At 35.4% G+C, this 13,516-nt stretch carries 14 protein-coding genes and 5 pseudogenes; 9 read left to right on the forward strand and 10 right to left on the reverse strand.

The genetic code is table 11. The features are described from left to right. Positions 1 to 5 precede the first annotated feature (5 nt). Genes RHABOEDO_RS08345 through RHABOEDO_RS08360 form a run of 4 tightly spaced genes read right to left on the reverse strand, consistent with a single transcriptional unit; the run spans position 6 to position 3,977 of the window. Positions 6 to 998, reverse strand: a complete 993-nt coding sequence (locus tag RHABOEDO_RS08345) for a metal ABC transporter permease (RefSeq protein WP_215216991.1) — start codon at positions 996 to 998, stop codon at positions 6 to 8. Further along, positions 995 to 2,323, reverse strand: coding sequence for a metal ABC transporter permease (locus RHABOEDO_RS08350; RefSeq protein WP_245397505.1), 1,329 nt, complete (start codon positions 2,321 to 2,323; stop codon positions 995 to 997). The genes RHABOEDO_RS08345 and RHABOEDO_RS08350 overlap by 4 nt, the downstream gene beginning before the upstream one ends. Further along, complete coding sequence (locus RHABOEDO_RS08355; RefSeq protein ID WP_215216990.1) at positions 2,320 to 3,087, reverse strand: metal ABC transporter ATP-binding protein; 768 nt, start codon at positions 3,085 to 3,087, stop codon at positions 2,320 to 2,322. The genes RHABOEDO_RS08350 and RHABOEDO_RS08355 overlap by 4 nt, the downstream gene beginning before the upstream one ends. Before the next feature lie 8 nt (positions 3,088 to 3,095). Beyond that, a complete protein-coding gene (locus tag RHABOEDO_RS08360; protein ID WP_220017540.1) occupies positions 3,096 to 3,977 on the reverse strand; it encodes a metal ABC transporter solute-binding protein, Zn/Mn family in 882 nt (293 codons plus the stop codon). 619 nt (positions 3,978 to 4,596) lie between these two features. On the opposite strand from RHABOEDO_RS08360, the gene RHABOEDO_RS08365 reads away from it, so the two are divergent. From RHABOEDO_RS08365 to lepA, 3 genes are all read left to right on the forward strand, one after another. Beyond that, positions 4,597 to 5,145 (forward strand): hypothetical protein, encoded by a 549-nt coding sequence (locus tag RHABOEDO_RS08365; protein WP_215216988.1) that lies wholly within the window; start codon positions 4,597 to 4,599, stop codon positions 5,143 to 5,145. A gap of 294 nt (positions 5,146 to 5,439) precedes the next feature. Next, positions 5,440 to 7,026 (forward strand): NTP/NDP exchange transporter, encoded by a 1,587-nt coding sequence (locus RHABOEDO_RS08370; RefSeq protein ID WP_215216987.1) that lies wholly within the window; start codon positions 5,440 to 5,442, stop codon positions 7,024 to 7,026. Between the two features lie 148 nt (positions 7,027 to 7,174). After that, the gene (gene lepA, locus RHABOEDO_RS08375; protein WP_215216986.1) at positions 7,175 to 8,983 is read left to right on the forward strand and encodes a translation elongation factor 4; all 1,809 of its coding nucleotides are present in this window, start codon (positions 7,175 to 7,177) and stop codon (positions 8,981 to 8,983) included. Between the two features lie 37 nt (positions 8,984 to 9,020). Here lepA and RHABOEDO_RS11185 read toward each other — a convergent pair whose 3' ends face one another. Beyond that, entirely contained in the window at positions 9,021 to 9,149 is a 129-nt protein-coding gene (locus RHABOEDO_RS11185; RefSeq protein WP_256439920.1) for a hypothetical protein, read from the reverse strand. A 107-nt stretch (positions 9,150 to 9,256) separates the two neighbouring features. Here RHABOEDO_RS11185 and RHABOEDO_RS08380 point away from each other — a divergent pair. From RHABOEDO_RS08380 to RHABOEDO_RS08395, 4 genes and pseudogenes are all read left to right on the forward strand, one after another. After that, a pseudogene (locus tag RHABOEDO_RS08380) lies at positions 9,257 to 9,361 on the forward strand (IS5/IS1182 family transposase); the annotation flags it as partial. A 2-nt stretch (positions 9,362 to 9,363) separates the two neighbouring features. After that, on the forward strand, positions 9,364 to 9,567 hold the full coding sequence (locus RHABOEDO_RS08385; RefSeq protein ID WP_220017541.1) for a hypothetical protein: 204 nt from the start codon (positions 9,364 to 9,366) through the stop codon (positions 9,565 to 9,567). Between the two features lie 3 nt (positions 9,568 to 9,570). Then, on the forward strand, positions 9,571 to 9,840 hold the full coding sequence (locus RHABOEDO_RS08390) for a helix-turn-helix domain-containing protein (protein WP_434062187.1): 270 nt from the start codon (positions 9,571 to 9,573) through the stop codon (positions 9,838 to 9,840). Continuing rightward, positions 9,813 to 10,067 (forward strand): transposase, encoded by a 255-nt coding sequence (locus RHABOEDO_RS08395; RefSeq protein ID WP_220017542.1) that lies wholly within the window; start codon positions 9,813 to 9,815, stop codon positions 10,065 to 10,067. Before RHABOEDO_RS08390 ends, RHABOEDO_RS08395 begins: the two co-directional genes overlap by 28 nt. Positions 10,068 to 10,105: 38 nt before the next feature. Here RHABOEDO_RS08395 and RHABOEDO_RS08400 read toward each other — a convergent pair whose 3' ends face one another. Continuing rightward, complete coding sequence (locus RHABOEDO_RS08400) at positions 10,106 to 11,149, reverse strand: hypothetical protein (protein ID WP_215217661.1); 1,044 nt, start codon at positions 11,147 to 11,149, stop codon at positions 10,106 to 10,108. 16 nt (positions 11,150 to 11,165) lie between these two features. On the opposite strand from RHABOEDO_RS08400, the gene RHABOEDO_RS08405 reads away from it, so the two are divergent. Continuing rightward, positions 11,166 to 11,648 carry a hypothetical protein gene (locus tag RHABOEDO_RS08405; protein ID WP_220017543.1) on the forward strand — a complete coding sequence of 161 codons (483 nt, stop codon included), beginning with the start codon at positions 11,166 to 11,168 and terminating at the stop codon, positions 11,646 to 11,648. Between the two features lie 191 nt (positions 11,649 to 11,839). On the opposite strand, the pseudogene RHABOEDO_RS08410 reads toward RHABOEDO_RS08405, so the two are convergent. Next, a pseudogene (locus RHABOEDO_RS08410) lies at positions 11,840 to 12,109 on the reverse strand (integrase core domain-containing protein); the annotation flags it as partial. Positions 12,110 to 12,118: 9 nt separating this feature from the next. Then, positions 12,119 to 12,193: pseudogene (locus RHABOEDO_RS11840) on the reverse strand (helix-turn-helix domain-containing protein); the annotation flags it as partial. 137 nt (positions 12,194 to 12,330) lie between these two features. On the opposite strand from RHABOEDO_RS11840, the gene RHABOEDO_RS08415 reads away from it, so the two are divergent. Beyond that, a complete protein-coding gene (locus tag RHABOEDO_RS08415; RefSeq protein ID WP_220017898.1) occupies positions 12,331 to 12,936 on the forward strand; it encodes a transposase in 606 nt (201 codons plus the stop codon). Here RHABOEDO_RS08415 and RHABOEDO_RS11845 read toward each other — a convergent pair. Both RHABOEDO_RS11845 and RHABOEDO_RS08425 read right to left on the reverse strand, forming a co-directional pair. Next, positions 12,933 to 13,136, reverse strand: a pseudogene (locus RHABOEDO_RS11845) (IS481 family transposase); the annotation flags it as partial. The gene RHABOEDO_RS08415 and the pseudogene RHABOEDO_RS11845 overlap by 4 nt on opposite strands. 37 nt (positions 13,137 to 13,173) lie before the next feature. After that, positions 13,174 to 13,317 (reverse strand): annotated as a pseudogene (locus RHABOEDO_RS08425) (transposase); the annotation flags it as partial. Positions 13,318 to 13,516: the final 199 nt, after the last annotated feature.

The following is a 13,516-nucleotide window of genomic DNA, read 5'->3' on the forward strand; positions in this document are numbered from 1 at the left end:
AGTACTCATCTTAATTCTAAGTATTTTTTTTGTTTAGCTAATCTAGAGAGAGTGACGGATCTTTTTATTTTAATAAACAATAAAGAAGCAGAATAAATAACCGTGATCACAAATACAACAAGGCCAGCTGTAGATAAGGACATATCATGCACAGAGAGTAAATGTCTGGCCATAGCTACACTTAATAGAGAAGAAAAAGATCCAATCATACAAGAGTAGAAGATCATGGGCTTTAAGCGTTTTGTAAAAATCCGTGCAATGAGAACAGGGCCGACAAGCAAGCTTAACACCAATAAAACCCCCACAGCACGAAACGCTCCAATCACAGTAGCCGCAGTTAAACCCATTAACAGATAATGAAATAGAGAAGGCCTTACTCCTAAAACCGTTGCAAAGCAAGGATCAAAAATAACCATTTTAAATTCTTTGAAAAAGATCCCTACTACAAATATATCTAATAAAACAACCCAAGAAATAAGTTTTAAATCATCTAGATGCAGAGCATCTACATTACCCATGACAGCTTCTATTCCTAAATGTGTGCTCTTTGTATACATAGTTACAATTGTCACACCTAAGGCAAAAAAAAGAGTAAATATAAGCCCAATACTTGCATCTTCTTGCAATCTTAAAGAATGAATGAGAAATTGTGTAAGTACAGTTGTAAGTATAGCTGTGATAAAAGCTGCTAATAATAAAACATAAACCCCAATGACAACCTGGGTTTGTTGTTGAGAGAAAAAGGCCACCATTAAATAAGCCACACTAATCCCTAATAAAACCGTATGAGATAAACTATTTGCTAACATAGTGCTTTTCTTTAAGACGAGCAAACTTCCCACAATTGCGCTTGTACAAGAGATTAAGCTTAATACAAAGATCTGTAATTCATCGGATACTATTTCTGCCATAGAGAGCTGTCCGCTAAAAAAGAGAAATAAGCGTTGTATAAATATTGCAAAAAAAGAAAAAAAATCTTTAGCAAAATAGGGATTCATAATGTTGTTTCCCTTGCTGGAATGGGCTGCGAATGAGGATCTTGTTTAGGATCATTTAAAAGCTCTGTAAGCTGAGCTTCTATCTCTGGGCTGATGATATGCTCCATCCCTTCCGCACTTCGATGTACTTTCTCTATACCCTGTCCTAAATAAACTAAATATGCCTCCCACAGTCTATGCAAACGTATAACCCTTGCTGCTCTTTGGACCCCATCGCTAGTTAAATTATACTTAAAATCTATTTTTTTTAGCCATCCTTGTTGCTTAAGGTATCCAAGAAGAAGAGTGGTATGAACATAGGACAAACTAGATTTTGCTTGTATCTCTTTTTTGGACAACCCTTCTTGAAGCTGCAACTTCCACAGCAATTTAAGCAGGTTTTCTTCCTTGCAATTCCATCGAAATCTAGCAATTCGCCATAAGCGAAATGCAAAACCTCTTGTAGGGCTAAAAAGTAAGGAGAAAAAAGCTAAAAATATAGCTACTAATAGAATCATAGGTCCTGTTGGAAAAGAAAACCTCTCATTACCAAACCATTTAGGTACTTCAAAAGATAAGTAATTACCTAAAAATCCACTAACAGCTCCAAAAATAGCAGATAAAATAAATATCTTACTTAATCGATTGCTCCATTGACGTGCAGCAACAGAGGGTGCAATCAACATACCGGACATCAAAACAACACCTACACTTCGAATCCCAATGACAATCGCTAAGACAAGAAGGAAAAATAATATCGTTTCAATCAATCGTACAGAAGTATTTAAAACCCTTGAAAAATCCCGGTCAAACAAAACAAGAATAATAGGTCGGTAGCAAAGCAAGATAATAGCTATAACAACCAAAGTTAACCCTGCATAAATCCAAATATGGGACTGAGTCATAGTAGCTACTTGTCCATATAGAAACATTTGTGCCATTTTATAATAAATGACATTTGTCGTTTGCATACGACTTGCAAATAAAACTCCTATTCCAAAAAAAGAAGAAAGAATAAAGCACAGGGCTCCATCATCTTTTACTCTAGTTAATTTCTGCATCTTTTCGAGAAACCATAAACCTATACAAGCAGAAATAAACCCTCCGACTAAAACGCTTAAGGAAACCAAATCGTATTGTCCAGGGAAAAAAGTGGATAAAAAGAGCAAAGATAAAATAACCCCTGGATAAGCCGCATGGGATAGAGCCTCTCCTAACAAAGAGCGCTTGCGCATAAGAACAATGACTCCTACAATAGCACTTGACAAACACATCAGCATGCTAGCTATTGTTGGTGCTTGTAAAACAGGATCGGAAAAAAACTGCCACACAGAAGATAAAATCACGATATCCCTGTGGTCTTATTTTGTGTTAAATGAGCCGCCTCATCTAATAAAACATGTGATCTTCCAAAAGTACGCATAATCATATCAGAACAAAAAACCTCCTGCACAGGACCATTTGCAATCAAACATGTATTTAATAAAATGACCCAATCAAAATAGGTTTTTACCGTTGATAAATCATGATGCACAACAAGTAGAGTTTTTCCTTGTTCCCTGAGCTTATTCATCAAAACCACAATAGCTTTCTCTGTTGCTATATCAACTCCTGCAAAAGGCTCATCCATTAAATAAAATTCTGCTTCTTGCATAAGAGCTCGAGCAATAAATAGCCTTTGTTGTTGTCCTCCTGACAATTGGCTAATCTGTCTATTTGCAAAAGAGAGCATCCCTACTAGGCCCAATGCCTTTTTTGTAGCTTCTCTATCCGCTGCTTTAGGCCATTTCAAATATCCTATCTTGTTATATCTACCCATCAAAACAAGCTCAAAAGCTGTAATAGGAAAATCCCAATCTACAGAAGAGCGTTGGGGTACATAGGCAATTTTCTTACGAGATTTTTTAAAAGGCTGATCCAAAAAAGTAATGGTACCCGATAACACATCAACCATTTCTAACATAGCCTTTAAAAGAGTGCTTTTTCCTGCTCCATTAGGCCCAATAATTCCCACGAGTTTGCCTTTTGGAATAGTTAAATTAATGTCCCAAAGAACCGCTATTTTTCCATAAGTCACAGTAATATTTTCTACCTCAATAGCATTTTGCATGTAAGCCCTTAGTTTTTTTCCCATTCTGAAAGAATTGTACTTGTATTATACCACATCATATCCAAGTAATTACTGGCCCCGCTATCTTTTCCTCCCATTGAATCGCTATAAAGAGAAGAACTGGCCATATGGACCTTGAGTCCTTTTTTCTGGCAATCGTGAATGATCTTGTTCAATGCATCTCGATTAACACTGGACTCAGGGAAAACCGTCCGGATATGCTTTTCTAATAAAAAATTTACAATGTATTGGATATCGCTTGAGCTTAATTGTCCATCTGGAGCTAAACCCTCCGGTGCATTTACTCGGCTTTGCCAATACTCTTCATCAGGATTTGCTAAATAAGCTCGCGTAAAATAATTAAATGCATCATGACTTGTAACAAGATAGCGTTGAGATGAAGGGATTTCATGCATTGCATGGTAAATCTTTTTGTCCATTCTTTGCATCGCTTCTAAAAGATTTTTTCCGTTATTCTTATAAAATTCTGCCGATTCAGGGTCTAATCTAGAGAATTCTTGTACGATGGGATCTATGATTAGACTCCATAATGAAATATCCATCCAGATATGGGGATCAACTGTCCTGTCTATATAAATAATTTCTTTTGGAACTAGGCGAGCTACTACATCTCCTAAAGCAATGGCATTTTTATGATTCAATAAATGATTACTTAAACTAGCTCCATGTTCCAAACCCAAACCATTATAAAACACAATAGTTGCCATCCGGAGTTTTTCATCATCTCCTTTGACCATTTCGTAACTATGAGGATCTATTTGACCTGAAATAAGAGACATGTGTAAAACTTTTTCTTGTCCAATTTGTCTTACAATATCATCTATCATAGCTACAGTAGATAACACTTTAATTTTATCACTAGATTGCATCCATTGATTAAATAGATTTGACGATACCCTCGTTTTACTACAACAAGATAGCAGAAAAAGACCGCTTAAACATGCTATAGAAAGAAAAGATCCCACTATTCTTATCCACTTATTAATCATTTAGACCAAGCTCTAACTTTTTAAAAAAAGTCATTTTATCAATTATTGTCAGATTAGTAAACCCGTAATTATTTCTAAACACGGAGTAATCCTAAACCCTTTCATTCCAAAATTCAAATGCAAAACTAAAAAGCTAAGCGATATTAGCAATATGCCCTTAGAATATATAAATGACTTTGTTTTCAAATTGAATGGGAATAAATTAGCAAACATCTGTCTTAAAAATTAAGCGGAATTTTAAAAAATTCTGAATAGACTAAATCTTTTTAAAGATTTTTTGTAAGATACAAATAATTATTGCAAAAAAAGAACCTTGTCATAAAATCAAAGGAAATTGCTTTGAAATTTAAAAGTCATATAGAGAATCTTAAGCATTTAAAAAAGATAAATTCATAACTGTATTAGTTATCTGTAAAATTAAGATTGAAAATAAAGAAACAATTTAGTTTAATCCAAAGACTCAAAGGAAAACAATTTGCAACAAAAAGGGACGCCTCTTATGAGCCATAAAGAAGACATAGTCGAGCATAAAACAAAAAATTTAAAAGAAATTGAAGAAATTATCGCAAAAGCAATTAAAAAAGTCAATGGAAGAAAAGAGAATGACCTCTGCAAGTATTTACCGATGACATCAGGTGGTTATATGCATCATTTTACTTTAAGAAAAATGAAAACGCGCCAACCTCATGAACTGGGTTCTATGCTCGAAAAATATATTATTAATTCAGAAAGACCTGCTACTGTCCCTCCTAAACAACGCGCTGCTAGAGGCTCTCGCAAACGTCGCGATCAGCTCACCTTTACCCGTAATCAAATTGAAAGAATGCTCAATATTGCTCGTTTAGCTGGAGATAAAGAAATGGTTTCCATTTTAGCCCCTAAAAAATCTTTAGCAACTTGTAAAAGAGAATTAATTGCTTCTATTCGTCATTCTCGAGTGGAGCCTGATTTGTGGAATGCCTATGTAGAGTCCTTAAATACTCAACAAAATCCACCTACTAATGCTTCTCTAATGGATATTCTCTCTGCTATGCAAGGCAACAAGTAATTTATCTAAAAACACCTGTTTGTTGGCTTTTTAATAACTTAAAAAAGCAGGTGTTTTTCTTATTTATCTCATTATCAATGTTTTAAAATTAAAAAAACCATTTACCTGAATAAATAAACTCTTAACATTCCATAAATTACCCTTGAAAAGAAATAAATTTGTGGTATAATTGATTAGTTATATCGTAGATTTGAAATGTCAAACATTATTCGCTTAAAATATTTTTAAGCCTATCGCAATCGACTTCAATTTACAAAAAAAATTGTTTGAATCTTGTCTAAAGGATTATATTATATGTCAGAAACAAAAAAAACAGAATTTGGAAAATGGAGATCCTTTCTTTGGCCCGTGCATAATTTCGAGCTGAAAAAGTTACTCCCCATGTTCTTTCTCTTCTTCTTCATTAACTTCAACTACACAATTTTGCGAGATACTAAAGATGCTCTAATTGTTACAGCCCCAGGTTCTGGTGCTGAAACCCTTCCTTTTTTAAAGGTATGGGCAGTTTTGCCTATGGCTGTGCTTTTCATGATCGTTTATTCTAAATTGAGTAATATCTTTAGCAAACAAAAGCTTTTTTACTCCACGATCTCTCTCTTCATTGGGTACTTTGCTTTATTTGCTCTCGTATTTTATCCAAACCGTGAATTTTTCCATCCTAATGATCTAGCCGACAAGCTACAAACAATCCTTCCTCAAGGGTTTAGCGGAATGATTTCCATGCTTAGAAATTGGACCTTCTCCCTTTTCTATGTGATGGCAGAATTATGGGGAAGCGTAGCTATATCCTTACTTTTCTGGGGTTTTGCTAATGACATTACCAAAGTGTCTGAGTCTAAACGTTTTTATACTTTATTTGGGTTAGGAGCAAACGTAGCCATGCTCTTTTCTGGTCCTGCTATTATTTACTTCTCAAAAATGCAAAAAGGGCTTGCTGCGGGAATTGATGCATGGGGAATTACCATAAATTACATGGTTGGTATGGTATGCCTTTCAGGTCTTATCATTATGGCAATTTATAGATGGATCGACAAGAATGTCTTAACAGATAGCAGATTTTACGATCCTAACGAACTTCGCCGTGTAAAGAAAGAAAAACCCAAAATGTCTCTTAAAGAGAGCTTTTTATTCCTAACTCGTTCTAAATACATTGGCTGCATTGCCGTTTTAGTAATTGCCTATGGAATTGCGATCAATTTGGTAGAGGTAACCTGGAAAGGACAATTAAAGCTCCAATATCCTAATGGCAATGACTATCAAGCCTTTATGGGACAATTCTCTACAATTACAGGAGCTATAACCATCTTTATGATGTTATTTGTCGGAGGTAATGTAACTCGTCGTTTTGGTTGGAAAGTCGGTGCTTTGATTACTCCGATTGTTCTATTGGTTACAGGAGTGGGTTTCTTCTCATTCGTGATTTTTCGCGATTCTTTAGCAGGCATGATTGCTCTTCTGGGAACAACACCTCTAATGCTAGCTGTGATATTTGGTACTGCTCAAAACATCATGAGTAAATCCGCTAAGTACTCCTTATTCGATCCTACAAAAGAAATGGCTTATATCCCCCTTGATCAAGAATCAAAGGTTAAAGGAAAAGCTGCTATTGACGTTGTAGGAGCTAGATTAGGTAAATCTGGTGGATCGCTTATACAACAAGGGTTAATAGTAACCTTTGGTTCTTTAGGAGCTGTTACTCCTTATATTGGTGGTATCTTGTTAGTGATTATCCTTGGTTGGATATTTGCAGCAAACTCTCTTGGTAAGCAATTTACCAAACTAAGTGCTGAGAAAGATGAGCAAGCCAAACTTGCAGCTGAATCCATTTCAACAGAAGCAGCCGTTAAATCAAATGTAGAGCAAGAGGTAACTACTAGCTAAAGTTTTTTCCTTTTACTCTTTGATAAAAACCCTTTTTCTGTCCATACGGAAAAGGGGTTTTTTATTTGAAGACAAATGCAATAATTGATATTGAGCACTTTAGCCAAAATTAGTAGAATAGCATCGACTTTAATTCTTTAGGACCTTCATGTTTACATACAATCGCAAACAGATTCGCAATTTTTCTATTATTGCGCATATCGATCATGGAAAATCCACGATTGCAGATAGATTATTAGAAATTACCGGTACCATTTCCGCTCGTGAAATGCAAGATCAAGTTTTAGATGATATGGACCTAGAAAGAGAGCGCGGGATTACGATTAAAGCACATCCTGTTACGATGTATTACCGAGCAGATGACGATAAAATTTATCAAATGAATTTCATAGACACTCCAGGGCACGTAGACTTTTCCTACGAAGTATCTCGTTCTCTTTCTGCTTGTGAAGGAGCTTTACTTGTCGTTGATGCAGCACAAGGTGTACAAGCTCAGAGCTTAGCAAATGTGCATTTAGCCATTGAACGCAACTTAGAAATTCTTCCTGTAATCAATAAGATAGACCTTCCCTCTGCTGATGTAGAAGGAGTAAAACAGCAAATTGAAGATGTCATTGGTTTGGATACATCTCATGCCATTTTATGTTCTGCTAAAACCGGAATAGGAATTAAAGATATTTTAGAACAAATCCTTATTTTTATCCCCCCCCCCTCCGAACCTTTAAACGATACCCTTCGTGCACTGGTTTTTGATTCTCACTACGACCCATATCGCGGGGTTACCGTCTATATACGCGTCATGAGTGGAGAGATTCATAATAAAACCCTAATTAAAATGATGGTTACAGACAAGGTCTTTGAAGTTCTAGAAGTAGGTGTTTTTTCACCGAAAGAAAAACCAGTTGATGTATTAAGGCCTGGAGAAGTGGGATATCTTCTAGCAAATATTAAAAATACAGCCGATGTGAAAATCGGTGATACTATCACTTCTTCTCGCAAACCAGCTATTGATCCTTTACCTGGATTTAAGATGATTTTCCCTGTTGTTTTTGCAGGTATTTATCCAGTTGATTCTTCCGATTTTGAAATGCTAAGAGACGCTCTTTTCAAACTCCAGCTCAATGACTCTGCTCTGCATGTAGAACAAGAAAGCAGTATGGCTTTAGGATTCGGTTTCCGCTGCGGATTCTTAGGTCTTCTACATTTGGAAATCATTTTTGAAAGACTTCAAAGAGAGTTTCTCTTAGACATCATCACAACAGCTCCCAGTGTTGTCTATAAATTTACCCTAACCGATGGTAAAAATCTGCTGATTGATAATGTGGCACATTATCCCGATCCTACTTTTATTGAATACATTGAAGAGCCTTGGGTAATTTGTCATATCATGACTCATTCTGAATACTTAGGTGCTATTATGAGTTTAGGAATGGATAAACGCGGAGAGCTCACTAAAACAGAAACAATCGATGCAAAGAGGCTACTATTAACTTATAGATTCCCCTTAAATGAAATTATCATCGATTTTAATGATAAACTGAAATCGGTTACTCGAGGCTATGGTTCTTTCGACTACGAGTTTGAAAAATATGAGATCAGCGATATGGTAAAATTAGAGATTCGCGTTAACGAAGAGCCTGTGGATGCTTTTTCCTGTCTTGTTCACCGCACAAAAGCTGAAGCTAAAGGAAGAGCTATCTGTAAAAAACTAGTCGATGTAATCCCCATGCAACAATTTAAAGTGCCAATCCAAGCTGCTATTGGAGGGAAAATTGTAGCCCGTGAAACCATCCGCGCATTGACTAAAAACGTCACTGCTAAATGCTACGGTGGAGACATCACGCGTAAACGCAAATTATGGGAAAAGCAGAAGGAAGGTAAAAAGAAAATGAAAGAAATTGGCAAGGTGAATATCCCTCAGTCTGCTTTTATGGAAGTACTTAAAGCTAGTAATTAGTTTGATAAAAAATACTCAGATATATATTAGTGCCGATTCAAACGGCTAGCTTAATGGGGTTCAAGTCAACGACTTGAAACTTGTCGTTTATCCTACATTTCAAAATATCTGTTATTTTCGGTATCTCTTCTAAGAAGAATCCTCTAATTGCCTGAAAAAAAGTCACCGACGTTTCGTAATATCGATTGTATACCGTCTTTTCCCTTAAGAGCCTGTTTAAAATCTTCTCATTAAGGTATAATGATAGTTTTCATAAAACCTTTGGAGGTAGTTATGACCCGCTCTTATCCAAGCGATATTTCTCGTAAACAATTTAGCAAAATCCATCTAATACTTGAGTCTACACGCAAAAAAACACGTCCACGAAGAGTTGATCTATAGTGGTTCCGATTCATCGGATAAGCCCTATCACTGTTCAGGAATACCTCAGAGAATATGATTCCGAAAATAAAACTGGAAGTAGCCCTCGAGGCGGTAGCAAATCAAAACTTTCACAAGACCAAACAGAGTCTCTACTAAAACACCTACAGGAAAAGACCTATCTTAAAGTCAAAGGGATCATAGCTTATGTGCATAAGCAATAGGGGATAAAATATTCCCGAAGTGGCATGACAGATTGGCTCATACAGCACGGATTTGCTTATAAACGTCCTAAAAAGATTCCTGGGAAATTAGATCCTGAAAAACAACGAATTTTCATAGAACAATATAGGGCTTTAAAGGAGACCTTAAACCCTGATGAAGAGATCTATTTCATAGATGCTGTGCATGTGGATGGATCAAAAAAGGCGTTCAAAAGACTTTGTAGACATCCGGGAAACAATTGCGATTGCATTTTGCTGCAGCTCTTTGCCTGACAGGAATGAAGATTTTTACAGAGGAATATAAAACAGTTGATGCCGATGCAATGCTCGATTTTTTCAAGAAGCTAGAAAAACAGACAGAGGCTCGAATTATTCATGTAATTTTGGATAATGCGAGATCAAACAAAAATAAGAAACTAGAAGAGTTTCTGATGTCTTCTAGGATTAAAGTGCACTATCTCCCTCCTTATTCACCGAATTTGAATCCTATTGAACGCTAAATAACAGATATTTTGAAATGTAGGATTAACGACAAGTTTCAAGTCGTTGACTTGAACCCCATTAAGCTAGCCGTTTGAATCGGCACTAGTATAGACTTCTTTGCTATGCCAACTAATTTTCGCGTTACAAAGACCATTTCAGCGGTAGTCTTAACATTTTTAACCTCTTGTCTTAATTGAGGAAAATCTACTCCATTTAATCGCATGCAAATTTTTTGCACACGCCATAAGTAACGAGTTAATAATCTTTTAAATTGAGGAATGCTCTTTTCCATAGTTTTATGAATCAGATAGTTTCCTGATACCATGCCAAATATCCCAGCAAATATACCCATTGCCGATATGCTAGCCCCCGCCCAATAACTATACCAGATCTCATTAATTTCCTTTTTTTGGCCTAAAGTCGCTGCTACCAACGGAGTAAATAAAATACCTATTGCTACATGGTAGACAACACCTGCAGTTGCAGAAAAGGTAAATCCAGCATACCTGATTCTTGGGACTAGTGACTCATTGATAAAATTTCTTTCTTCTGGTTTTTGACAGCAAATATCAAAAAAATTATGCAACACAGTTACAGCTAATCTACATACATCATGAGAGGTTAAGATCCAGCGGATAAGGTTTTTTTCTCTAGAAGATTGAATAGGCAGTTGCTTTGAAGGATTGTTTCTGGAAGCAGTGTTGGTAGAAGGATTTGATAATAAAGCTTGTAGGTCAAATTCTCTAGTGATTATACCAACTAAGTTTAAAGAAATAGGAGGAGTTTCTACTTCTTCATGCACTGCTTCTAAAATAGGACCCATAGAAGAAATCTCATCAAGAGAAGTTATAGTTGGTAAGTTAAGTTTAGTAACTCTACTAATTAAAGTTTCTACTTGATTACTTTGTTCTCTTTCTATAGGGCTAATAGGATATACATAAGAAAATCTACTGCCTATTAGAGTTGCTGCAGGCTTAGGTTGCGCTAAAACTCTTGTATCTGGTTTAAAAATTATGGCATTTGTAGGTAAAATCTTACTGAAACTTGATGAAGCCAAAATCCTATTATATAGTCCTCTTTCTAAAATAAAACGAGGCATATCTGGTTTAAAAATTATGGCATTTGTAGGTAAAATCTTACTGAAACTTGATGAAGCCAAAATCCTATTATATAGTCCTCTTTCTAAAATAAAACGAGGCATATCTGGTTTAAAAATTATGGCAGTTGTAGGTAAAATCTTATTGAAACTTGATGAAGCCAAAATCCTATTATATAGTCCTCTTTCTAAAATAAAACGAGGCATATCTGGTTTAAAAATTATGGCATTTGTAGGTAAAATCTTACTGAAACTTGATGAAGCCAAAATCCTATTATATAGTCCTCTTTCTAAAATAAAACGAGGCATATCTGGTTTAAAAATTATGGCATTTGTAGGTAAAATCTTATTGAAACTTGATGAAGCCAAAATCCTATTATATAGTCCTCTTTCTAAAATAAAACGAGGCATATCTGGTTTAGCATTATTAAAGGATAAAATATTAGAAAGTATAGACATAAAATCTCTTTTAATTAAATTTGATTACAAAAATATAAACTAATAGCAAATAAAAATAAATAAAAGATATAATTTTAAAATTAATCAATACAAACAAGTTTTTCTAAGAAAGCATCTAAGATGCCCGTTTAAAATCTTTTCGATAAGGCATAAAGATAGTTTTCATAAAACCTTTGGAAGTAATTATGGCCCGCTCTTATCCATAGAAATTTCTTCTTTTACATAGATTTTGTCCTAGACAGAACTTGAGTTGACAGACAGCACTTCATTGACAATGTCAATTTGGTGTAATGTGTCTAGCATTTTCATTTGTGCTAGATGCTTTGCATCCTGAAATGTTTGCCATGGTGTCTTCCCATAACAATATTTCCCAGAATGGACTCGCTCTTCATTGTACTCTTTTACCCATTTATCCACATCCATTTGCAGTTCTTCTAGACTATGATAAACTTTTTGCCTAAATGCTGATACATAAAATTCATTTTGAATCGTCTGATGAAACCTCTATCGAGCTTTTTCATAAAGCTCTTTATATGTATAAAAGCTTTCTCTTGAATATCCCATGTGTTTACATGCTTGAGATACATTATCTTACAATTTTTCTTGAAAACAGATCTAGCACAACTGCTAAATATAGCCATCCTTGACTAGTAGCTATATACTGAAATGCATTAGAAAAAAGACTTTTCAAACACTAAATTCATTGAAATTTTCTAGACGATACGATAAGACGTTATTATAAAATCTATTCAGAAGACGGAAAAGAAGCCTTACTAAATTTGAACTATACAGGAAAGGTTTGCTGGCTCAGTCAAAATCAGCTTGAGCAACTAAAAATCTATGTAAAAGAAGAAGCACCCCATTCGGCTAAACAAGTGATTAATTTTGCCAAAGACCGCTTTGGAATATATTATACGCCATCAGCTATGGTTTCTTTACTGCACCGCTTAAACTTCACCTATAAAAAGCCTAATCTGATTCCAGGAAAAGTGAATGAGGAAGCAAAAAAGCTTTTTTCACAAGAATTACAAAAACTAGAAAAAGAACTCGCTCAAACAGATCAACTGCTTTATCTAGATGGGGTTCATCCTCAACACAATTCCAAACCCTCTTATGGATGGTATGAAAAAGGATCTAAAGCTATATTGCTAACGAACACAGGACGTAAACGTATCAATATCAATGGAGCCTTAGATGTAAAGCGCTTAGAAATTACAACTCTTTCTTCCGACTCTATCAATGCGCAATCTACTCTTGATTTGTTTAAAAAATGGGAAGAAAAATATCCTTTTGCACAAAGAATCGTGGTTATATGCGATAATGTGTCCTAGACAGAACTTGAGTTGACAGGCAGCACTTCATTGACAGTGTCAATTTGGTGTAATATATCTAGCATTTTCATTTGTGCTAGATGCTTTGCATCCTGAAATGTTTGCCATGGTGTCTTCCCATAACAATATTTCCCAGAATGGACTCGCTCTTCATTGTACTCTTTTACCCATTTATCCACATCCATTTGCAGTTCTTCTAGACAGTGCATTTTTTCTATCATACAACTTAGAGCCTGTTTAAAATCTTTTCAAAAGTAGAGCAATAAAAGCTAGAGTCATCATATTCAGGCTTGTATGTAGTTTTCTTTCGCAATTTTTCCATAGACTGCGACATTTTTCTATGCACGCAAAAGAACGCTCTACAACCCATCTTTTGGGAAGATACATGCCATAATTGCACACAAAGAAGGGGTTGCTCCTTAAACGGAGTAGGTTAAACTCTCCAATATAAACGAGATTTTTTCAAATCTCAAAACCGCTCATTAAAGAGCAAAAAAATGAGGAGCAACCTATGAAGCATTTCGGAGAGCTTATGAAGAATTAAGAGAATTTATATTCCCCTTGTGTGCAATTAGAGAAC

Source organism: Candidatus Rhabdochlamydia oedothoracis (assembly GCF_019453995.1).
Taxonomy (GTDB): domain Bacteria; phylum Chlamydiota; class Chlamydiia; order Chlamydiales; family Rhabdochlamydiaceae; genus Rhabdochlamydia; species Rhabdochlamydia oedothoracis.